This is a genomic window from Imperialibacter sp., from assembly GCF_048007035.1.
Classification (GTDB): domain Bacteria; phylum Bacteroidota; class Bacteroidia; order Cytophagales; family Cyclobacteriaceae; genus Imperialibacter.
Genome location: NZ_CP180355.1, coordinates 4,122,512 through 4,144,404 on the forward strand (window position 1 = coordinate 4,122,512; position 21,893 = coordinate 4,144,404).

The 21,893-nt window shown below is 46.3% G+C and carries 17 protein-coding genes; 9 read left to right on the top strand and 8 right to left on the bottom strand.

What is annotated here, in order from left to right:
* Positions 1-105 precede the first annotated feature (105 nt).
* From ACMVP2_RS17800 to ACMVP2_RS17830, 7 genes are all read left to right on the top strand, one after another.
* Positions 106-438 (top strand): PadR family transcriptional regulator, encoded by a 333-nt coding sequence (locus ACMVP2_RS17800; RefSeq protein WP_416864453.1) that lies wholly within the window; start codon positions 106-108, stop codon positions 436-438.
* Positions 438-3,086, top strand: coding sequence for an ABC transporter permease (locus ACMVP2_RS17805; RefSeq protein ID WP_416864454.1), 2,649 nt, complete (start codon positions 438-440; stop codon positions 3,084-3,086). The genes ACMVP2_RS17800 and ACMVP2_RS17805 overlap by 1 nt, the downstream gene beginning before the upstream one ends.
* A gap of 91 nt (positions 3,087-3,177) precedes the next feature.
* Positions 3,178-4,824: a SusD/RagB family nutrient-binding outer membrane lipoprotein gene (locus ACMVP2_RS17810; RefSeq protein ID WP_416864455.1), complete on the top strand. Its 1,647-nt coding sequence runs from the start codon at positions 3,178-3,180 to the stop codon at positions 4,822-4,824.
* 160 nt (positions 4,825-4,984) lie between these two features.
* Positions 4,985-5,629 carry a response regulator gene (locus ACMVP2_RS17815; RefSeq protein ID WP_416864456.1) on the top strand — a complete coding sequence of 215 codons (645 nt, stop codon included), beginning with the start codon at positions 4,985-4,987 and terminating at the stop codon, positions 5,627-5,629.
* Between the two features lie 370 nt (positions 5,630-5,999).
* Positions 6,000-9,320, top strand: coding sequence for a SusC/RagA family TonB-linked outer membrane protein (locus ACMVP2_RS17820; protein WP_416864457.1), 3,321 nt, complete (start codon positions 6,000-6,002; stop codon positions 9,318-9,320).
* Positions 9,321-9,331: 11 nt separating this feature from the next.
* Positions 9,332-10,975 (top strand): SusD/RagB family nutrient-binding outer membrane lipoprotein, encoded by a 1,644-nt coding sequence (locus ACMVP2_RS17825; protein ID WP_416864458.1) that lies wholly within the window; start codon positions 9,332-9,334, stop codon positions 10,973-10,975.
* Positions 10,976-10,993: 18 nt separating this feature from the next.
* Complete coding sequence (locus tag ACMVP2_RS17830; RefSeq protein ID WP_416864459.1) at positions 10,994-11,935, top strand: hypothetical protein; 942 nt, start codon at positions 10,994-10,996, stop codon at positions 11,933-11,935.
* Positions 11,936-11,979: 44 nt separating this feature from the next.
* Here ACMVP2_RS17830 and ACMVP2_RS17835 read toward each other — a convergent pair whose 3' ends face one another.
* From ACMVP2_RS17835 to ACMVP2_RS17860, 6 genes are all read right to left on the bottom strand, one after another.
* Positions 11,980-12,450, bottom strand: a complete 471-nt coding sequence (locus ACMVP2_RS17835) for a DUF6265 family protein (RefSeq protein WP_416864460.1) — start codon at positions 12,448-12,450, stop codon at positions 11,980-11,982.
* Between the two features lie 57 nt (positions 12,451-12,507).
* Positions 12,508-13,314 (bottom strand): AraC family transcriptional regulator, encoded by an 807-nt coding sequence (locus tag ACMVP2_RS17840; protein WP_416864461.1) that lies wholly within the window; start codon positions 13,312-13,314, stop codon positions 12,508-12,510.
* 85 nt (positions 13,315-13,399) lie between these two features.
* Entirely contained in the window at positions 13,400-13,984 is a 585-nt protein-coding gene (locus tag ACMVP2_RS17845) for a nitroreductase family protein (protein WP_416864462.1), read from the bottom strand.
* 145 nt (positions 13,985-14,129) lie between these two features.
* A complete protein-coding gene (locus ACMVP2_RS17850; RefSeq protein WP_339791990.1) occupies positions 14,130-14,528 on the bottom strand; it encodes a response regulator in 399 nt (132 codons plus the stop codon).
* Between the two features lie 186 nt (positions 14,529-14,714).
* A complete protein-coding gene (locus tag ACMVP2_RS17855) occupies positions 14,715-16,823 on the bottom strand; it encodes a ComEA family DNA-binding protein (RefSeq protein WP_416864463.1) in 2,109 nt (702 codons plus the stop codon).
* A complete protein-coding gene (locus ACMVP2_RS17860; protein ID WP_416864464.1) occupies positions 16,801-17,622 on the bottom strand; it encodes a hypothetical protein in 822 nt (273 codons plus the stop codon). The genes ACMVP2_RS17855 and ACMVP2_RS17860 overlap by 23 nt, the downstream gene beginning before the upstream one ends.
* Before the next feature lie 63 nt (positions 17,623-17,685).
* Here ACMVP2_RS17860 and ACMVP2_RS17865 point away from each other — a divergent pair, with 63 nt between their 5' ends.
* A complete protein-coding gene (locus ACMVP2_RS17865) occupies positions 17,686-18,321 on the top strand; it encodes a toxin-antitoxin system YwqK family antitoxin (RefSeq protein WP_416864465.1) in 636 nt (211 codons plus the stop codon).
* A gap of 21 nt (positions 18,322-18,342) precedes the next feature.
* On the opposite strand, the gene ACMVP2_RS17870 is transcribed toward ACMVP2_RS17865, so the two are convergent.
* Positions 18,343-19,797, bottom strand: coding sequence for a POTRA domain-containing protein (locus ACMVP2_RS17870; protein WP_416864466.1), 1,455 nt, complete (start codon positions 19,795-19,797; stop codon positions 18,343-18,345).
* A gap of 241 nt (positions 19,798-20,038) precedes the next feature.
* Between ACMVP2_RS17870 and yidD the strand changes: the two genes are divergently transcribed.
* Entirely contained in the window at positions 20,039-20,278 is a 240-nt protein-coding gene (gene yidD / locus ACMVP2_RS17875; protein WP_317490246.1) for a membrane protein insertion efficiency factor YidD, read from the top strand.
* Between the two features lie 13 nt (positions 20,279-20,291).
* On the opposite strand, the gene ACMVP2_RS17880 is transcribed toward yidD, so the two are convergent.
* Positions 20,292-21,803, bottom strand: a complete 1,512-nt coding sequence (locus ACMVP2_RS17880) for an alpha-amylase family glycosyl hydrolase (RefSeq protein ID WP_416864467.1) — start codon at positions 21,801-21,803, stop codon at positions 20,292-20,294.
* Between the last annotated feature and the right edge of the window lie 90 nt (positions 21,804-21,893).

Genomic DNA, 21,893 nt, shown 5'->3' on the forward strand with positions numbered 1-21,893 from the left:
CTCGTTTAGTTCTTTTTTGTCGGCCGATAATATTTTACATACAAACACTGAATATATTAAAATCATTTTACATACATTTAATGAACAAATGAAATACTTGAACTGATGAAGGGTACCAACTTAGGAGAATTTGAAGAGCTCGTACTGCTCACAATAGCTGCCCTAATGGAGGAAGCTTATAGTGTGGCAGTGTGCGATGAGCTCACAAAGCATACTGGTAGAGAAGTGAAACTTGGCGTGGTGCACGCCGTGCTCAACAGGTTGGAAGAAAAGGGCTATGTAAAGAGCGGCTTGGGCGAAGCTACCAACGTTCGTGGCGGCAGAAGAAAGCGCTTTTACACAGTTACCAATGGCGGGAAAGCTACGCTGCTCAAAGCCAAGGAGCAACGTGACCAGCTTTGGAGCATGATCCCAGACGTAGTATTTAAAGGAATTTAATGAAATCAAAACAGTCAGCATCATTCCGTACCGACAGACCGCCCCGCTGGGCCACCCGTTTCCTCGAGTGGTACTGCAAGCCTTCCCTCTACGAAGATTTGCAAGGCGACCTGCTGGAGTACTTTGAAAGAAATGTGAAGGCAAGAGGAGTAGGCTATGCCAAGCTCATTTACATCATCGACGTCCTCAAATTCTTCAGACTATACACAGCTCAAAAACCTCAAATATTTAAAGGAATGAATCAGTTTATCTTACTATCCAATTACTTCAAGACCTCGGTCCGCAGCATGGCCAGGAATAAGCTTTTCAGCACCATCAATGTGGTGGGGTTGGCCATCAGCATGACAGTCGGGCTGCTCATGATTGCCTTCCTCACCGACATTTACTCATTCGACACGTTCCACGAGAAGTATGATCGCATCTACCGGGTGGGTAACACTTACCAGCGGTTGGAGGAGGACGAAAGCAAATTCGCCTCTACCTCTATCCAGGCAGCCAGCCGGATCAAAAGTGATATTCCGGGTATTGAAGAAATGGTGCTGATAACCAAAAACTTCCGTGGAGACGCAGCTTACAACAGTAAAGTCATTGCGATAGAGGGGCTTTATGCGCAGGAATCTTTCTTTTCTGTGTTTTCCTTTAAGCTGAAACAAGGTGATGCAGCCACCGTGCTTAAAGAACCGTATTCCGTAGTACTGGATGAGACCACGGCAAAAAAGCTTTTCGATGACAAAGACCCTGTTGGAGAGCTGATCAAGCTCAACGACAAGGATAGCTACACTGTTACCGGGGTGATGGAGGATATGCCTGGAAATTCACATTTGAGGGCCCGGGTAGTGGCGTCTTACTCCACCTACGAAATTAAAGAAAAGGAAAATGAAGAGTCCACCAGGCTCACCCGCTGGAACAACATGTGGTCTAATTACATCTACCTCGTGGTACGGCCAGACCAGGATATCGAAGCACTTCAGGCAAGCCTCAATCAGATAAGTGCAGAAGAAAATGAAGTAGATGAGCATACTACTATTAATATGTGGTTGCAACCCATGTCGGCAATCGTGCCTGGCGAGGACTTGAGCAATCAAATAGGGCCGTCTTTTGAATTGAAGATGGTTTGGATTATCACTGTTTTAGCTTTTGTGGTACTCGTTTCGGCTTGTTTTAATTATACCAACTTGTCCATTGCCCGCTCTTTAAGGAGATCCAAAGAAGTGGGTATTCGCAAAGTGATAGGTGCTTCCGGCGGGAATGTCTTTGGGCAGTTCATCCTGGAGGCAGTCGTTATTTCCGGACTGTCGCTGGTCTTTGCTTTTATTCTGTACTACACAGCTATTCGGCCCCGCTTTTTAGGCCTTAGTGAAGAGATAAGTGAAATGATCACTCTTATCCCTTCCCCACTGACTTTCCTTTACTTTCTGCTGCTGGCAGTTGTAACGGGAGTTTTGGCAGGATTCTTCCCAGCGTTGTTTTTTTCCCGGATCAGCGTTCACAAGGTGCTAAAGGATGTTTCGTCCCTGAAACTATTCGGCAACATCGCTTTTCGCAAGGTGCTGATCGTTTTTCAGTACACGCTGTCTCTTGCTTTTATCATCGGTGCCACCATGGCCTATAAACAATATGATTTCGCCGTCAACTTCGACCTTGGTTATGAGACGGAAAACATTCTTAATATCAATTTGCTGGGCAATGATGTCGAAAAAATAAGAACCGCTTTGTCTGAAATTCCAGAAATCACCGACATGTCGGCATCAACACTTGTAACGAGCGTTGGCAGCTATTGGGGCACCAAGGCCAAATACAAAGATCCGCTGGACTCCACCAATATACATTATAATGGTATTGATGAAAACTACATTCCTATTCACGGGTTAGAGATCATTGCAGGCCGAAATTTCATTCCGCAGTCGGATAGCTCGGCAGAGAGCCAGATCATCGTGAATGAAAAGCTTCTTAAACGGTTCAATATTGGAGAACCATTGGATGCCATTGGGGAGACGCTGAAGGTGGATGACAAGGATGTGAAGATAGTGGGTGTGGTAAAGGATTTTCACTACGGTAAAATAGATTCCCCTATAAAGGAATTTGCTTTTCGTTATCATGCAGACCAGTACTACGTCATTAATGCTTTGATTTCATCGGCCGACATTCCTGGCACAATGGAGAAAATTGAAAGTAAATGGGATGAGCTGGACGCCATCCACCCTTTCGAGGCCGAGTTTTACGACGACAGGATTCAGAAATCGTATGAGGAGTACCTTGTAATGGTAAAGATCATTGGCTTTTTGGCTTTCCTTGCAATCTCCATCGCCTCGTTAGGTTTGCTGGGAATGGTAGTGTTCACTACGGAGACAAGGTTAAAAGAGATTAGCATAAGAAAAGTGCTTGGTGCATCTGAACAGGCGCTGGTGTTCCTGCTTGGCAGAGGATTTATCTTCCTTTTGCTTATTTCTGCTGCAATTGCTGTGCCTGCTACCTGGTATTTTTTCAATCAAATAGTGTTTAACGACCTGGCCTACAAGGCGACCTTCGGCTTTCTGGAGCTGTTTGGAGGTGTTCTGGTAGTTTTTGCCATTGCAGCACTGGCCGTGGGTTCTCAAACTGTGAGGGCTGCCCGGACGAACCCGGCGGAGACGTTGAGGAACGAATAGGGTATTTGATATAAAACAAAAGAGTCATGGGGGAAACCAGGGCTCTTTTGTTTTATATTTACTAGAGAATACTTCAATCATAAGGTGCTGTATGCTTACCAGGCTTCTTATTATATCTATTTTATTTGCAGTGGCTGGCTGTGATTTCATTAACTCTGATGTCAATATCGATCCCAACCAGCCGGTATCAGTCAGTCCGCAACTGCTCCTACCACAAATTCAGTCGAGCAGTGCTAGAATTTTAGCAGGCGATCTCAATCGAGCGCAGCATGGCTTTCTTGGCCTCACGTCTTATCTGGATGATTTTAATATGTCGAATGGTACGTGGAACGATGCTTGGGAAGCTCTATACTCTGGCCCGTTGGCTGACGTGGAAAAAATGATTGCGATGACTGGCGAGTCCAATCCACATTACTACAGCATCGGCCTGATATACAAGGCCTATTTCAATACCATTTTGGTGGACTTGTGGGGTGATGTTCCCGTAGATGTTAGTGCTGGCACGCCAGACGATCCAACTCCATTTCAGCCAGGCATGGTGATTTACCAGAACGCATTGGCAGATTTGGACCTCGCTATCCAAATGCTTGAACGCCTGTCGCCGGTAGTGGTGACAGGCGATTTGATTTTTCAAGGAAAATCTTCTGCCTGGCAAAAGGTAGCCAGATCACTTAAGCTTCAGCTGCTGATGACGACCCGGCTGGTCAATAGCAATATTGCAGCTGACATTAAAGCTATTGTTGATGATGAATTGATCAGTGTTCCCGGCGATGATTTTTCCTTCGTCTTTAGTAAGGCACCTGGGCAAAACCACCCCTGGTTTGAATTAGCTTATTCAGGGGATAACCAGTTTCAATATATCGACTACCAGGTGATGTTCGAAATGCTCTGGGACAAGGACCCAAGGCTCAATTTTTATTTCAAGAGGCAGACTGATGATTACAGGGCAGTCATTACTGAGTATTTTTCGTCCCCAATGGAGGAGTATTACTTCTGCGGCCCGTATGGAGCCGGAACCTGCTTCAAATACCTTGCAGACAATAAACAGGTTATAGAGGCGCTGTATGGTGACGACCCAACGGAAGAAGAGTTGAAGTATCTGGGCGGTTTTTTGGGAAGAGACAGGGCCAACCCTAGGGGAATTCCTGATGATGGAGACCAGAGACTTTTGCCAGGGTTATATCCTGCTGGAGGATTATTTGATACCGAACGTCTCATATTTCCTAAGGATAATACAGATGGGGATAATGGTGTTTTTCCGATACTGACATCAGTGGACGTTAGATTCTATTTACTGGAAGCTTCATTACTGGGATATATCCAACTTGATGATGCTGAGATATTTGAGCAGGCCATCAGAACACATATCACTCAGGTGGTTGAATTTGGAGGTAGCAACATCGAGGTGGAGTCGCCTTCAGCAGATGCTATCGACAAGTATGTGACATTGTGGATGAGTAAGCTCAACGTTGCTTCATCGGCTGAAAGGAAACTTGATATAGTTGCAAAGCAACGGTGGTTTTGCAGCTGGGGCAACGCTTACCATGGGTATAATCTTTTCAGACGCACTGGCTATCCCACTGAACTACAGCCACCAATACAATTGCCCCGACAGTTTGCCCTCCGGCTTCCGTATCCTTCCAGCGAACTAACGCTCAATCCTCATGCAGAAGCCTATCAGCAAATCGTTTATGATCTGGACGCTGTTTTTTGGGATACGCTAAGATTTCAGTTTTAAAGGCCAATAAGTTTTCAAAAAAATCCCCCTGTTTACGGTAGAGGGTCAGGCAACTCTAAGCTGTTACCAAGCGTAAGTAAGGTCATACTCCAACCGTATTTTGTGGCCGTGATCGATTTGCTTGATATAGCTGCTTTCCAGTTAGCCTAATTTTTATTGTATGTGGTCAAACACTATGACAACCATTCCTACCAAGATTTGTATCGTTGAAGATAACTTTGTTATCAAAGAAGGCTACAAGATTCTGATCGACAGTATTTCTAAATACCATGTTGTGAATACGTATGCTTCTTGTGAAGAGGCCCTGGATAATATCGAAAGCGACGCACCAGATGTAGTATTGATGGATCTGGAACTGCCGGGCATGAGCGGCATTGAAGGCATTGGGCGCATCAAGAAGAAGCTTCCGAAGGCCAATATAATAGTGGTTTCGCTGCATACGGACAAAGAATCAGTTTTCCAGTCGTTCAATGCAGGTGCAGCTGGCTTCATGGCAAAGGCTGTTAGCTACAGCGATCTCCTCGACGGTATTGACGAAGTGCTACAGGGAGGCGCCCCTCTTTCCAAAGAAATATCACGCATGGTTATCGAATCTTTTCAACGCAACACAGACTCGCCGCTTTCCAGAAGAGAAACAGAGGTGCTGGAGAAACTGGCAGAGGGAAAGAGCTATTCCCAGATCGCTGATGAATTATTTGTTCACAGAGAAACCATCAAGACGCACATCAAAAATATCTACATAAAGCTGGGCGTAAAATCGAAAGCCAACGCCATAGAGATAGGCCGGCACAACAAGTACATCTAAGTTTCAACCTGAATATACAATTGGAAAAAAGCCTCTTTAGAGGCTTTTTTCATTTCCCGCTTACTCAATTCACCCTGCAAAGGAATTTTCCCTTGTACACATGCTTTCTCAAGCGGCCTTTCATTATAGTATTTTCAATGAAACATGCTTTCTGTTGGAATTATTGAACGCCCCACATTTTAAAATCCCACAAATAGGGGGAATTAATCCCGCAACACTTCGCTGACATTTGAGATTGGATACTTCCGCTAAGGTAGCGGACTCTTTCCGGCAGCGAAAACCAAGGACAGCGAGGCGACATGCATAACCTGTGTGTATCGAATGGCTTGATAGCCACAATCATTTTTAACTACAATCCAATTATTTTCTTATGAGAAAAATTCTACTGATTACATTTTTGTTTACTGCGACAGCATTAACCCATGTTTGGGCGCAGGACCGAACCGTATCCGGTAAGGTAGTCTCAGCCGAAGACGGCACAGAGCTACCCGGTGTGAACGTGGTGCTGAAAGGCACCGCAACTGGTACCGTCACTGATATTGACGGTAATTATAAAATCACCGTTCCTTCATCGGGAGGGACATTGGTTTTTTCATTTATTGGTCTTTTGTCCCAGGAAACTGAAATCGGCTCCCGTTCCGTCATCGACGCAACCATGGAGTCCGACGTGAAACAACTCTCAGAGGTGGTTGTGACAGCAGTTGGTATTGAGCGGGAGAAGAAAGCACTTGGCTATGCTGTAACGGAGCTGAAGAGTGACCAGATAGCTCAAAAATCTGAGCCTGATGCTTTGAGGGCCTTGCAGGGTAAAATACCCGGCGTCAACATCATTGGCGCTGGTGGTGCTGCAGGCCAGGGTTCAAACATCACCATCAGAGGAGCCTCTTCTCTGCTGGGAAACAACCAGCCGCTTTGGGTCGTGGATGGTGTGCCTTTTGACAACACCACCTATGCCACTGGCTCATTTACCAGCCAAACCACTACGTCCAACCGTTCCTTTGATCTTGACCCCAACACCATCGAGTCGATGACAGTGTTGAAGGGTGCTGCAGCTGCGGCTCTCTACGGCTCAAGGGCTGCGAATGGTGTGATTGTGGTAACAACTAAAGCTGGTAAGAAAGGAACCCGTAAGGGAATGGAAATCAGTGTAAACACTTCCTATTCCACTGAGAAAGTATCCAACTTGCCTGATTATCAGACCCAGTATACGCAGGGAAACAATTTCCTTTACGTTGATGGCAACTTCGGCACGTGGGGTGCTCCTTTCGATTTGAATTCCCCTGCATGGCAAGTGAGAGAGAATGCCAATTTGATCAAAAGCATAGATCCCGCTACTGGGCGTCCCTGGGTAGCTCACCCATATGACCGGTACAACAACCCAAACAATACGCCTTACTTCCCTGAATTTGGTAGCGATTCAGTGCTTCTGGGTACTTACAATACTCCTAAGGACTTTTTCCAGACAGGTGGAGTTCTTGAAACTGCCGTGAATATTTCAGGAGGCAATGACAAGGCCAATTTCGTAGCCGGCCTTTCCAGAATGAACAATCAGGGAATTGTAATTAACAACGAAGTGACCAGAACCAGCATGAACTTTGGTGGCAACACCACGCTGGACAATGGCATTTTTATTGGTGGTAGTATGACCTATGTGAATACTGATCTTACCTCCCCTCCGTCAACAGGTTTGTTCTCGGGAGGGCCATCTGTAACACAGCGTTTGCTTTTCACTCCACCAAACGTCAATGTAAAAGGGCTGCCTTATCAGGATGCCAATGGCAATCAGGCTTTCTATCGTCCTGACAACGACAACCCTTACTTTTTGGCCTACCATGCGCCACATACCAGCGATGTGGACAGGTACTTCGGAAATTTCAACATCGGATACGACGTTTTCGAATGGTTGAACGTGACGTACAAAGTTGGATTTAATGGCTTTACTGATCGCAAACTAGAGGTGCTTCCAAGAAGCAATACAGCATTTCCCACAGGCAGGATCATCAAAGATGACCTGAGAAGGATGGAACTGGATGGTAACTTGCTTGTAACTGTTTCAAGAGATTTGTCTGAACACATAGGGCTAAAGGCCATCGTTGGTCACAACGCTAACCTTCGCACCGTGGATCGCCAGGCGTTTCAGGGAGTGGGTATCATCGTTGATGGTATCAACGACTTGGACAACACGCAGAGCGTAACGCCTTTTGGAGGAAACAAATCTGAAAGAGCCTACCAGGCCTTCCTTGCTGACCTTTCTTTCTCGTACAAAGACTACCTTTTCCTTAACCTAACTGGTCGGAATGATTTAACCTCGGCATTGCCTAAAGACAAGAGAAGCTATTTCTACGGAGGAGCAAGCTCATCTTTCATTTTCACTGATGCCCTGAATATTTCTAACGACATCCTGAACAGCGGAAAAATTAGGGTAGGCGTTGCCAAGGTGGGTAGTGACCCATCGCCATACCTCACACAGTCAGTGTTGTTCAATACCAACCCGTCCGGGCCAGGCTTTGGTAACAATATTGCCTTTGTTGATTTCCCTTTCATTGGAACCAACGGACAAACTGTTTCGGGTGGTTTGGGTAATGGGCTGTTAACGCCTGAATTTACTACTGAATATGAAATCGGTACCGATCTGAGGTTGTTCAAGAACAAGGTCGGAATAGACTTTACTTATTATAACCGAAACACTACTGACCAGATTGTGGCCATTACTGTGCCGTCTACTTCTGGCTTTAACAGTGCCGTGTCTAATATCGGTAAAGTGAGTAACAAGGGAATCGAAGTTGGCCTGGATCTCACACCAGTATCGCTGCCCAATGGCTTCAACTGGAATATTTTTGCTTCGTTTACCCGCAATCGCAATGTGGTTGAAGAGTTGACAGAAGGTCTGGATGAAGTGTTTATCAATGGCTTCGGCAATAGCGTAAGGGTTGTTCATGCTGTAGGCTTGCCATACGGTCAGATCAAAGGCTCCGTGGCTGCCAGATCCGAAGACGGCCAGCTCTTGGTTGACCCTGCCACCGGAAAGCTTATTCAGTCGTCTGAGGAGCAAATCATCGGAGACCCTAACCCTAATTACATTCTGGGTGTTACCAACAGCTTCACCTATAAAGGGATAACACTGAATGTGCTTTTTGATTATCGTGATGGTGGCGATATGTGGTCAGGAACCTACAATCAGGTATATGGCCGTGGTTTGACTACAGGTACCGTGCCAGAGGGGCCAAGAGGCCGTGAAGTAACGGTTGTCATTCCTGGTGTGGTTGGTGATCCAAGCACACAAAGTGCAAAACTGGATGACAATGGAAATACCATTCCTAACACAACTTCACTTACTGTCAACGACTGGTACTTTATCAACACATTCGGAAGTTCAGGACCGGAGGAGTTCTCTGTGTTTGACGCAAGCACCATCCGCTTGAGAGAGATTTCTCTTGGCTATTCGTTGCCAAAAAACCTCCTGAGCAAGACACCTTTTGGTTCTGCTAACATCTCATTGTCAGGCAGGAATTTATGGTTCAAAGCGCTCAATTTCCCTGATGACCTCAATTTTGACCCAGAGACAAACTCCCTGGGAACGGGCAATGTGGAGGGCTTGAGTGCATTCCAGAGCGGTAATGCCCAGGGCATTGACCTGGGAATTATCCCAACCACAAGGAGATATGGTGTTAACCTAAGATTCACCTTTTAATTGAAGAGAATATGAAGATTATAAATAATAAACTTTCAAAGGTAGTGATAGTGATGCTGGCGATATTTAGTATGTCGTGTGGCTCAGACTTCCTTGATATAAACACTGACCCAAATAACCCGTCTGAAGCCTCATTGAACCTGCTTTTGCCGGCGGCACAGGTGTCAGCTGGTTTTTGGACGACTAGAGACTTGCAGGAAAATGCATCTATATTTGTCCAGCATTACACAAGGCTGAATCCTAGCACCTACAATATTACCGGTGCGAACTTCTCCAACGATTATAATTCAATGTTTGACCAGGCGCTTAAAGACTTGCAGACAATTGTTAAGCAAGGAGAAGAAGCAGGGTTTAAAGGCTACTCTGGTATAGCTAAAGTAATGAAGGCTTACCTGTACATGGTGTTGGTGGATACCTGGGGCGATGTACCTTACACTGAGGCACTGCAGGGTGAGGAGATATTGTTTCCGCATTACGAAGACGACGCTGCGGTCTACGACCACATCATTGATTTGGTAGATGTTGCAAAGGCTGACCTGAAGGAGGCCATTGAGAACAACGAGTCGCCAGTTTCAAGTGATTTGATTTACGGCGGCAACTACAGCAAGTGGGTGAAAGCGGCCAATACGCTTAAACTCCGTTTGCTGCTTAATATTCGGTTGGTCGATGCCGCCAGATCCAAAGCAGGCATTGAAACGCTGATAACGGAGAACAATTTTATATCGACCAATGCTGACGATTTTCAGTTTACGTTTGGGTCGTCTGTGTCTCCCATGAACCAGCACCCTATTTATCAGCAAGAGTACATCCCTGGCAGCAAAACGCAGTACATGAACAATTACTTTATGTACCATCTGATTGCCAAGAATGACCCCCGTTTGCCATTCTACATCTTCAGACAGGGAGAAGACGCTGACCTGGATTTCCAGACCCAGCCATGCTCTCAAAGGAGCGATTGTGTGTATGGATGGCTTGGAGGACAAGATCCTTCAAATGGCCTCCCTGCATTGGGTGCTGCGGCCGACGGTTATATTGGCAGAGACCATGGAGATCCGTCAGGTATTCCTGGTGACAACACTATCAGAGCAACTTTTGGCGTGTATCCGATAGGCGGCTCCTATGATGTAGGTCCCGGTGGTGGAGAGCGCAGGTTCGACAGGGGGCACGGTACAGGTGCAGGTATTATGCCCTGGCTAACTAATTTCCATGTATCATTTATGCTGGCAGAAGCGGCTATTACCCTGGGTACACCAGGCGATCCTTTGGCACTTACACTAAAAGGCATCGAGGACTCCTTCAGCAAAGTGGAGGCTTTTGGCCTGGCAATTGATCCTAACAATGCGGTAGCAATGGATCAGGCTGATGTTGATGACTATCTTGATGCCATTTCAGATAGTTACGCAGCGGCAGGAAACAACAGCCAAAGACTGAACATTGTGATGACTGAAAAATTCTATGCCAGCTATGGCAATGGGTTTGAGTCGTATACTGACTACCGTCGCACAGGAATGCCAAACGATCAGCCATCGGCGCTTGCTCCTAGCGGCCCATTCCCATTGAGGCTTCCCTATCCTCCGGGAGAGCTTTCTTCTAATCCAAATGCCCCCAATCCGGTGCCTTTGGTAAGTGAGCCAATTTTCTGGGATGCTAACTAACCATTAAAGAGAAAGAACATGAAGAAAATAAGCATATTAACTGTAGTATTTGCCTGGCTCATTCTATTGAACGGCTGTCAGGACGAGGACTGGAATCCAGCACCGGATATCAATGATAATATTGGGGCAGTGACGAAAATTTCGGTGAACCCAAGTAAAAACTTCTTCAATGCCCTGAATCCTTTGGCGTCAGAAGAGGTGGAATTTACCATTGATGTGGACGGATTTGACGTAACAGAGGTGTCAAGTGTGGATATCATGCTGACCTTTACCGAAAAGGATGGCACCTACAATGAGCTGGAGGATGTGTACGTGGATAAGGTATACGATGCAGTGAAGGTCGGTGAGGTTACTTCCTTTCCATCTACATTCAGCCTGAGTGCTGCTGCTGCAGCGGAGTCGCTGGGCGTTGACATTGACTTTTTTAAGGTAGGTGATGGATTTAACCTCACTTTTCCAATCCACTCTACCGACGGAAGAACCTTTACAGTGGCGCTTAACAGCGATTTGTGCCAGCAGCCTGCGCAACCTTCCTTCGGGGGCTGCAACGTGCGCTGGTCGATTGCATGTGCTTCCGATCTTGGTGGAACGTATGACTTTTCTACCACTGTGATCGCAGCTGGTCCTGGTGGGGCAGCTGGCAATTGCAGCAACCCGGTTACCGGCACAGGTACCCTAACAGCGCTTGGCGGTGGTAGGTATGCCGTCTCCGATGCTACATTTGGTCAGTACGACTGCGCCTGGGATGATACACCGGCGGTTGGTGTACGTTTGGTGGATGTGTGCAACAAGATTAGCCTTACTGGCTCCGATCAGTATGGCCTTATTTACACCTTCGTTATTAAAAACAACGATGGCACAAACCTAACGATTGACTGGTCCAACGATTATGGGGATGCTGGTACTACAGTTTTAACAAGAACAGACAGCAAAACCTGGCCATCGGAACTTTCCAATTGATGGTGTTATTGATGAAAAATAAAAAAGAGGCGAAAGCCTCTTTTTTATTTTCTCTTTACAAATTCAAAGTCCATGGCTTGGCCATCCCCGGATATTTGAACCTCAAGCCTGTCTCCTTCAAGCGTGTAGGCGATCTTCTTTGGGAAATCGTGTGTTGGATTTTCGCAAACAAAGCCTTGCTTGCTAACCTGGGTGAATTGAAATGGCACAGGCGTTTTATTCTCTGGCACGTCGGCTATGTAGTAGATACTTCCATTTTTAACTAAAATGCTCAGTTTTTCCAAAAAGGTAGTGTCTTCTCCCTGCAGAGAAACCCCGAACCCTATCCACTTTGTTTTGCTGTCCTTTTCCCACCTTTCATGAGCACTTTTTCCCGGCTTTACATTTGTGCGATCCCAGGTGCCTTCCAGCCATGAGAGCTTTTTAAAATTTTTGGCAGAAGCGGCGTTTGCTGATTGTGCATATGACAACGAGGCTGTCGATAGGAGCAGAGTAATGGTCAGGATTGACTTCATAGTTTTTTATTCAACATTAGCTAAGCGAAAGCATTTTGTATTGTAAAAAGCCGACATCTATTTGTGAAGGAAGAAATTGGCCATGTTTTCTTCGTTGAAAAGGTAGCCTGTGGGTTCTTCCCCCGTAAATGCTTTGAAATTCCTGATAAAATGAGACTGGTCGAAATGGCCGGAATCTAGCGCCAATTGCACCCATGCCGGATCTTGGTTTTGCATCAGGTCAAATATTTTATTGAACCTGATGATTCGGGAGTAGTACTTAGGTGATAACCCTACATGTTGCTGAAAAAGCCTTTCTAACTGCCTTTCGCTAATGCCAACTCCCACTGCCAGCTCGCCGACCTGCCTGGTTCCCCCGCTTTCGAAGACGACTTGCAATGCCTGTTCGACCCTGGAAGTATCGTTTTTATACTCCGTTCTCACTGAACTGAACCAACTATCTATTCTTTCGAAAACCTGTGAGCTTTCAGGACTCTGAGAAACGATTGATTCAAGCTCCAAAAATTTGCCATTCGCCACTTTGTGGAAATTCACCACTTTGTCTGTAAGAGCATGCATTGAAAGGCCAAACAATTTAGCCAAAGTGGTGGGCATCAGCTTGACTCCAATCATGCCATAAGCGCCGGTGTTTCTGAGAAAGAAGTGTTTTTTTATTTGTCCGGCGAGAAGATGCGATGTTTGCGGTTGCCATGTTTCATATAGGCAGATTTCGAAGAGAGAGCCATAGTGGAAGATAATCTCCGGGTACCCATCGGGGATGATTTTTTGGGTAGCAATGGTTTTGTCACCCTCGCTGTCTACCCGCCAATAGCCCTTAATTACATGCCGCAAATGGGGCGCCGGATCTCGCTTCTCGTATATCATGAATCAATAAAGCTGCCTGGTTTTAAATATAACCGAGTGGCAGCTTTATTAAACCATCATTGTTGATTTATGATGTCGCAGGCAATTAGAAATCAACCACCGCAAATTCTTCAATTTTTTTCCTCTTCCTCGGCGCCAGCTCTCTCTGCTGCAGCGCTTCAGGCAGGCTCTCATGGCTGTCCCGATAGCCAACGGCAATCATTACTACTGGTTGCAGATTTTCACGAAGGTTGAATGATTCTCTGGCCATCGTTCTGTCAAATCCGCCTATTTGATGGAGCGAAAGCCCGAGATGAGTAGCTTCAACGCTTAAGTTGCCGACTGCCAAACCCAGGTCATACAGCGCAGAATGATTTGGGGCACCATTGCTGTACGTAGTGCGTGCCATCACCAGCAGCAACACGGGGGCATCCGGTGCCCAGGGCTGATTACCCGGAGCAAGTGTCTTCGCTAGTGTGTCATGGCTTTTTGTGCCTTTTTGTGCAGCCAGTACCTCCCAGGGTTGTTCGTTCATGGCAGAGGGGGCCCAGCGCATGGCTTCAAGAAGTTGGTTGACGGCATCACGGCTCACCTTTTTTTGTGAGAAGGATCTTGGGCTCCACCTTTCTTTAATGAGCGGATGTATATCGAAGTCGGTGGGGGTTTCCTTTTGTATTAATGTGGATGTCATGGAGGTATCAATATTTAATGTATATACATATAAATACGATAGTCTCCATGAAAGTTCCACAATGCTCAAAAATAGCCGGTAGGGTGAGGAATCTCTGCAATCACAACCTTCTGCGAGGTTGCCATTGCACTTACAGTCACTAGGTTTACGGCAAGTCTTCGGTTTCTACAAGCTTTTTTAACTTATAGACAGTCAATGGCTTAGATATAAAGTCAGTTACAAATGACAGTTCTTTAATCTTCTCAATTTCATCTCTCAGAATCGTGGAGCTTACCACATATAGGCAGGTATGGTGAGTTTGATGAAGGTTTAATCGTTGGTAGTCAGAAAGAAATTGCCAACCGTTATACTGTGGCATATTCAAGTCCAGCATGATATGCGTTGGATAGCTCTGCGCTTGCTGATCCAAAGAAGATAGGTAGGCTAACCCTTCAACGGCACTTTCAAAACTTCTGATTTTGAAATCGCCAGAAATCTCCTCAATCATTTTTTTACAAATGAAATTATTGATCGGGTCATCATCAATAACTATTAGCTCCTTCATATCCGTAAACTCCATTATCATAGAAGTAATGCTGTTTTACTTTCAGTAAATATAAAAAAAATAACATTAAGTAAAACATTGTATGAAATCATAACACAGCTTTATTGATGGATTATAAAAAAATAGGCCATCAAATTCAACTGTAAACTCGATAAATAACTGTAAAAAATAACTTTCAACAAGAATTCACCAGAGGGCCACCTTTATTTGTACCTTAAAATCATTTTTTAAAGAGCCATTTATCTCTTGCAAACCGGACCCCGTACTTTTGGTATTCATATAGGAAAATTTTGCCCAGCGCCCCCATATGGTAACCTTATCACCGATTTTGTACTGAACGAGCAGGTAAGTTCTGATGCCTTTGCCCGTGTATGCAGGAATAGAAAAGGCATAGAGTACATCTTTTTCATACACATATTGCCGATTGCTGTAGTCGTCGGTGTCGAACAAGGCTATGCGTGAGCTGAACCTCCATTTTGGTAGCGTAAGGTTCAAATCCTGAATGATCGCAAATCCTGTGCTCACCACTTCTTCCTTTTCGTACCTGCTTAGCTGCAACCGGGATTTGAAGCTTAGCAGGTGGCCTGTGTCATGATCCAGATTGAGGATTATGTTTCCTTTTTTGGTTTCAACCGGCACCTGTAAATTATTCGCTAGTACTTCGCCATTTTCGGCCTTGGTCTGTTGCCTTAGTTGCACATAAAATTTCGTCAATTTGCTGAAACTGTAAGTGACCATGGCAAGGTATTCGTTCCCATCCGAAGGAGCGTCGGTATTGTAGCGTAGCCAGGGAAAGCTAAACTTGTCGTAATAGGCAGTGAACAATAGCTTTGATGCAGCTCGCCATTTGATGCCCCAATAGATGCCTTTTTCATTGACATTTCTCGAGGCCTCTCCAAAGGATCTTGCATAAAAGCTGTGGAAGTCCCGCTGGTAGTTTCTCGCCACCATGCTGGCACCAAGACTATTGGTGATGCTCACCATAAGTCCGCCAATAGCCCCCCAGCCTCCTGAACTGGATCTGGCCGCTTCGCCGAAAAATTGTGTGTTTTGCCAGAGCTTGGAGAGATACAAGCTGCTGATATGGTTAGCTTGGCCGGAAAACTCAAACTGGTTGTACAGTGCCGGGGTTTTTTGAATGGGTGTACTGAATTGGGTGTACAAAGTGTTGAGACCAAATTGAAAAGTGCCGCTTTTGTATTGCAGGTTGCCTCCCACGTCATGCTCCACCACCTGACCTTTGCCATTTATTTCCGATTCGGTTCGATGGAAGCCTGTGTTGAGAATGGAAGAGATGTAGGCTTCAGGGCCGTCGGTGATGGTGTCTGTTCGCACGGTGCCGTCTTGCCGGAGTCGGGAGGCAATGGCGGTGAGTTCCCATTTACCGAACGAATAGGTAGCGGCAGCCCCTCGGAAAAAGCCCGTTTCCAGCACGGAGGTGTAAGGGAGCAAGCCTGTAGAGTTTCTTTTGACTGTCAGTAGGGTTTCGCCACCTTTGCCAGCGGCAAACCCTGCTCCGAACACCAGTCCTTGCCCCATTTGAAGCTGGTAGTCACCAATATTGACGGCTTTGAAATTGCCCAGGTTTTTCAATTGCCCATGAAATGAATAGAAATCGGCACCGTAGGCATGTCTCGACTGGTTCCATGCCAACTCCTCACCTGCGTCTTTCTCCGCCGTGAAACCAAAGCTAAAATCGTTGGGGTGGCTTACCCGAAAGCGGGCGTAGTGTTTGTAGGGACTTCCGGCGTACCTGCTACTCAGGTCGCCATTGGCAGCTGTATCGGCCTGGGTGTAGCCCCTGGCTATTTCGAGGGTTCTTTCAGTACGCAGTAGCAGGTAGTTGTTCTTTTCGTTTACCACACGTTGTAAAAGTGGGCTTCCTTGTTTGCTTCCTGTTCCTGAAACGGTGACGAAGGGCCTGATATTTCTTATGGTAGCCAGGTCAAAATTGGGTACGGCCTGTAGCTCGTAAAGGGAGAGAAGGGTCCCGTTGAGCTTCCGGTAATTGAGCAGACTTTCTATTTGAATAGGACTTAGTATGTAAAAAGAGGAGAGCTCTTCGAAAGTGGCAAGATTGATGTCTATCGGGCTGGTGTAGAGTTGGAACAAAGACTCGTACAAGTCGTCGTAGTTCACGTCTTCGTCTTGTATAGCAAAGAGCTCTTGCACAAAAGCATATAGATCGATGTCCTCAGCAGGTGGTTCAGGTGGCTGCTGCTGTCCATGTAGCTGTAAGCAGCACAACAGACAAAGGGCAATGCCAGCGAGGCTATTTTTTATCAGCGAAAGCATAAATCACTGACATTTGGTGCAGTTCTCCCAGTCTTGCATCATTCCTGAAGGCATAGTCTATTTGAAATTTGCCGGGCTTAAACCCAAGGCCGAAGCAGGAAATAAACGGGCCGGTGCTGAAACCGGTTCTAAGTGCAAGCTGGGGAATGATGAAATATTCCATTCCTGCTCTCGCTATCGGCTTGTAGTTAATGTCTTTGGATACCTCCATATTGACCATGAATGCCGTAATGGGTCGGTACGAAACCCCAAGCTTCATCACAGTCGGCACCCTTTCACCAGTTCCCGGTACCAGTTTTGATTGGGTGAGGTTGTAAATATGTGCCCCCAGGTGCCACTGCTTGTTAATCGTCGCTATGCCACCCAGGTCAACCACCAGCACACCCCTTGTGCCAATTGTGGGGATATTGTACTGCACATAGCTCACGCCTCCACCGAGACTCACAAACCCAATTTTATTGGCCAGTTTTAAACTTACCAGCTGTTCTGTGTAGAGTTTGCCACCAAACCGATAGAAACCCACGCCGGTGGTGAACTTTCCGAAAGGAATGGAAGCGCCTGCGCCCATCACTTGAAAATCTTCTATTCGATAGCGATTTTCATAACTTGCAAAAACGCCTGGCGAGTTTGCCTGAGCCAGCCCGGCAGGGTTGTTGAAAAGACTGAACTGATCGGTGAGTGTAGAAGAGGTGGTTCCCACGGCGGCGCTTCGGGCGCCCAGAGAGTAATCGCCGGCCTGACCAACTGCCCTAAGTGCGAGAAAAACGATACATACAGAGAGTAAAAGCTTTTGAACCATTGTATTAATCTAGCCAAAGCTCTCTCTTTTGCAAAATTATGTGGAGGTTAAAACAAGATTGGCGTGCCCAAATCATTGAAGTTAAATGTTCTAATAGCGTTCTCTATCTTTAATTTCTCACTGTTTGCGCAGCCTGTAGTAGAGAAATACCCCACTGGAAGCATTAAAAGTGAGGGGATATTAGACGAGAATCGTAAGCAGGGGGAGTGGGTGTTTTACTATCCTTCCGGAACGAAGAGCGCCACTGTTGATTACAGCCTTGGCCAGCTCGACGGCCTGGCGATGTACTATTATCCCGATGAAACTATCATGGCCAAAGAAACATGGGAAGGCGGATTGCTCACTGATTCAGCCTTCTATTATCATGAAAATGGGGAGCTTGAGAAGAAGGGAGTCTATGAGGAGGGTTTGTACAAAGGCCAATGGGTTTTTATGAACGACCGGGGTGTTTTGATTCGTAAAGGCACTTATGAAAATGGGCTACCGAACCACGTTTGGACGTCTTATTACGATGACGGCACTATTTGGTGGGAAGGAGCTTATGTTGATGGGCTGGAAAGCGGCTTATGGAGGTTTTATAGAAAAGATGGTTCTTTAGAGTATGAGGGCCATTATGAAAATGGAGCACGTGTAGGGGAGTGGTTTTTGGTCAATAAAAGAGGGAAGAGAAAGCTTGTGGTTTTTGAGGAGGGTAATTGAGGATTTGGCTGCGAATGCTTCTTACAATTCTGCCTTGAAGTTGAGGAAGAAGTGAAAGTCTCCCTGGCTGTTATAGGAGTATTCCGTTCGTACTACAAAGTCGTAGAAAGAAACCAGGTCGAGGCCTGTGCCGACGCCATAAAGCAGCTTGTTGCTCAAGCGGGTGTTGAGTTCATAGTTGGGGTAGTTTTGCACGTAGCCCAGGTCAAAAAACACCTTTGCATATAGGGCAAGCGGTAGCTTTTGAAACTGAGGAATCAGCATGATTCTGCTGATGTCTTTCGTAGTTTTGAAAATCTCTTTCTTGAAAGTGTTCTTACTCAGCACGTATCTCGGCCCTTCTACCACGTTGAGCTCAAAGCCCCGCACATAGTTTCTGCCGAAGCCCAGACTTTGGTTTACTGAGTAGGGCTGGCTTGACGGCCCAGAAACTAAGCCGGTAAGGCCTGTGGCAAAGTAGAACCCCTTGCCCATATCCCAGAATTTAGCATAGAGTAATTTTCCGCTCCAAAGATTAATATCTGACTTATTGCTGAGACCATCCTTTTCGCCTATGAAAGATACATAGTAGCCCTTTAACGGATAATTTCGGAAGTCTCTCCTGTCTCTTAGAAATTGATATTTTAGATGAACGAACTGTTGTTGCCCCTTATTGATGCCGAAGTAATTTGGGTTTAGTTGCCGTATAGTGTCGGCTGCTTCCAATTTTTGATATCCAACAGTGAAGTAGTGAAAGTTGTAGAAGGCATTTCTGTAACTGTACTGGAGGTAGGTATTGAACCGGTTTTGTATCAAGTCTTCCGACCGGATAAAAGTGGGAATGTGGTTATCCGTTTGGTAGGCTACGTTCTTGGACTCGTTGTAGGAGGCGCCGGTTGTAAAACCATGACGCTGCCGTTTGTCGAAATAAGGGATGCTGTAGGTGATGTCAAATTGCCTCGTAAATCCGAACTGAGCTATTAGCCGCAGCCGGTCATTCATGCCCCGCAGGTTGTACTGGTCAACCCTTACGCCATAGTTGACCCGGCTAAGGTCCCGCTCCCGGTTTGTCCACCAGTCGTTAAAATTACGGTCGGCTAGCTGAAAGATAGGGGCAGGGAAGAAGTACCAGCGTTCTTCCACTTTCACCAGCACACTCCCTATTCCGGGGGCGGTTTCAAGCAGGGTCACATCCACGGTGTTAAACAGCCGGGTGTTAAAAATTTTTTGTTTGTCGAGCTCCAGGGTGATGGCCAGGGTGGTTGAATCGTAGATGCCATTCTCCTCGATGCTCAGCTCCCGGGTAATGATCGACTTGCGGGTTCTTTTGTGGCCGATAATATATATTTTCTCAACCTTGATAAACCGTTGTCGCACTGTGTCCGCAGCCAACGTCTTATTTTTTTTGCCTGAATCCTGGGCAGCCGAAGGCAGGCAACTGAAAAGTGTCAGCGCAAAAAAGCAGGCAATTGCAAATGCATTGATTTTCAGCTGCATTACCGGTTCATCCTTTCCTATATTCCTTTTCTGTGGCAGCTTCATTTCACGGACAGACCCAAATTTTCCTTTATTTGTTGTACTTCAGGTTCTTTAGTTGGGAAAATTAAATAAAGAAACCTCAAACTTAGTTACTCTGCCAAACAAGTCCTCATTAATGCTGATATTTAAGGTGAAAAGGAAGTGTTTAAGCCTTGGGAATATTTTAGCCGGACTGATTGTTGTAAAGGAAATTTAAGACATGGGAGGCAGGACGTTTTTTCGAAAGCTGGGTATTTGGTTGGCTGTTTTGCCTATCAAGTTTTATCAGTATAGCATTTCGCCACTGTTTCCATCGGCCTGTCGCTATGCGCCTACTTGCAGTGAGTATGCCAAGGAGGCCATTACCAAACATGGCCCCTTCAAAGGTGGTTGGCTGGCCGCCAGGCGAATCGGAAGGTGCCACCCCTGGGGAGGAAGTGGCTACGACCCGGTGCCATAGGCGAACTTTGTGGCTAAGGATTTGTGAGAACCAAACTAGCCCTGGCGCCTAACGTCAGAACTTCGTCCGATATTTTCACTTTACCCCTGACGAATGCTTCTCTATATCCAACAGGTATTGTGATCGATATTTTTTTCGCAGACAAGTTGTGATAAACCAACGCATGCGTTTCCCCCAGCCTTCTGCTAAACGCCAGTAAATTGCCTCCGGCAAGCGGCAGACTTTCAATGGCCCCCAATGAAAAAAGGGCTGTTTTCTTGAGTGCAATAAGCTTTTTGTAAAGACTGTACATGGAGTTGCTGTCAGTCATCTGTTGTGTCGCAGGAACAACTGTTTCGTCAGTAGAGTATCGGGGTGTTATCCAGTGGGTTCGGCAGGTATCTCTTTCTATTTCATCCCACAGCATTGGCTCTCTGATGTGCTCATCCGGCTTCATGCCCAGCATGCCCAGCTCCTCGCCGTAGTATATGAATGGAATGCCGGGAAGCGTGAAAAGGATGCAGGCTGCCAGCTTGATCTTGTCTGCCTTTCCACCCAGGGCAGAAGCGGTTCTGTTCTGGTCATGGTTGCTGAGAAAGCTAGCTTCCGCAAAGTGTTCGTTGTGAGCTTTGAACCACGGCGCAGATTCATTTATGATGTCCACCAGTCGCTGGCCTTCACTTATTTTGTAGGAGTTACCGACTACCGCTGCTGCTTTTTGTTGCCGCTTGTCTACCGATTCGAGGATGCTTTGTGCCAGGTCAAAGTTGAACAGTGATGAAAACCCCGCTGCGTAGGGTGAGGCACTTCTGGCATCGGACCATACCTCCCCAATAAGATAGACGTCGGGCTTCACCGTCTGCATTTGTGCTCTGAACTCTTCCCAAAACGCATGTGTATCGGCCGATCTGTCGTATGGGAAGATGTGCTTGGCTGCGTCCATTCGGAAGCCGTCAACGCCAACTTCCGATAGCCAGAATTTGCCGATGGCATACACCTCGTTCCTCACGGCCGGGTTGTCGTGGTTCAGGTCGGGCATGTCGCTATTGAAAAACCCATAGTAATATTGCGCTGTTGACTCTTTCGTGCTGATTGGGTGCCATTGCCGGATGTTGTCGGAATCTGCTGAGGTTTCCTTCTTCTCTATTTGCTCTGCCACGTGCTCCTTGTCTGCCCAGATGTAGTAATCACGGTATTTTGCGTGTATGCCTGTGCGGGCATTCAGGAACCATGGGTGCTGAGAAGAGGTGTGGTTGATGACAAAATCAATGATCACCTTTATGCCACGAGCGTGGGCTTGGTGGACGAAGTTTTTAAAGTCGTCGAGTGTGCCGTAATCGGGATGGATCGAATAGTAGTCGGTTACATCATATTTATGGTAGCTCGGCGAAGGGCAAATGGGCATGAGCCAGACGGCAGTGATGCCAAGCTCTTGCAAGTAGTCCAGTTTGGCAGTCATCCCGTTGATGTCGCCAATGCCATCACCATTGGAGTCAGCAAAGGATTGAACAAAAATCTCGTAGAAGATTGCTTGGGTGTAGGACAATTTTGTCTGTAGAGGTTAAAGGCGCAATTTGCTAAAAACTGGGTACATATTTGTCCGATGGATCATCGGGACACAACAGGTCAGCCTTGG

Bases quoted from the DNA above. Each gene is read 5' to 3' on its own strand.
- yidD (WP_317490246.1), top strand. From the start codon at position 20,039: ATGGGAGGCAGGACGTTTTTTCGAAAGCTGGGTATTTGGTTGGCTGTT.
- ACMVP2_RS17825 (WP_416864458.1), top strand. From the start codon at position 9,332: ATGAAGATTATAAATAATAAACTTTCAAAGGTAGTGATAGTGATGCTG.
- ACMVP2_RS17820 (WP_416864457.1), top strand. From the start codon at position 6,000: ATGAGAAAAATTCTACTGATTACATTTTTGTTTACTGCGACAGCATTA.
- ACMVP2_RS17860 (WP_416864464.1), bottom strand. From the start codon at position 17,622: ATGGTTCAAAAGCTTTTACTCTCTGTATGTATCGTTTTTCTCGCACTT.
- ACMVP2_RS17855 (WP_416864463.1), bottom strand. From the start codon at position 16,823: ATGCTTTCGCTGATAAAAAATAGCCTCGCTGGCATTGCCCTTTGTCTG.
- ACMVP2_RS17805 (WP_416864454.1), top strand. From the start codon at position 438: ATGAAATCAAAACAGTCAGCATCATTCCGTACCGACAGACCGCCCCGC.
- ACMVP2_RS17810 (WP_416864455.1), top strand. From the start codon at position 3,178: ATGCTTACCAGGCTTCTTATTATATCTATTTTATTTGCAGTGGCTGGC.
- ACMVP2_RS17845 (WP_416864462.1), bottom strand. From the start codon at position 13,984: ATGACATCCACATTAATACAAAAGGAAACCCCCACCGACTTCGATATA.
- ACMVP2_RS17850 (WP_339791990.1), bottom strand. From the start codon at position 14,528: ATGAAGGAGCTAATAGTTATTGATGATGACCCGATCAATAATTTCATT.
- ACMVP2_RS17840 (WP_416864461.1), bottom strand. From the start codon at position 13,314: ATGATATACGAGAAGCGAGATCCGGCGCCCCATTTGCGGCATGTAATT.
- ACMVP2_RS17815 (WP_416864456.1), top strand. From the start codon at position 4,985: ATGTGGTCAAACACTATGACAACCATTCCTACCAAGATTTGTATCGTT.
- ACMVP2_RS17835 (WP_416864460.1), bottom strand. From the start codon at position 12,450: ATGAAGTCAATCCTGACCATTACTCTGCTCCTATCGACAGCCTCGTTG.
- ACMVP2_RS17800 (WP_416864453.1), top strand. From the start codon at position 106: ATGAAGGGTACCAACTTAGGAGAATTTGAAGAGCTCGTACTGCTCACA.
- ACMVP2_RS17830 (WP_416864459.1), top strand. From the start codon at position 10,994: ATGAAGAAAATAAGCATATTAACTGTAGTATTTGCCTGGCTCATTCTA.
- ACMVP2_RS17870 (WP_416864466.1), bottom strand. From the start codon at position 19,797: ATGCAGCTGAAAATCAATGCATTTGCAATTGCCTGCTTTTTTGCGCTG.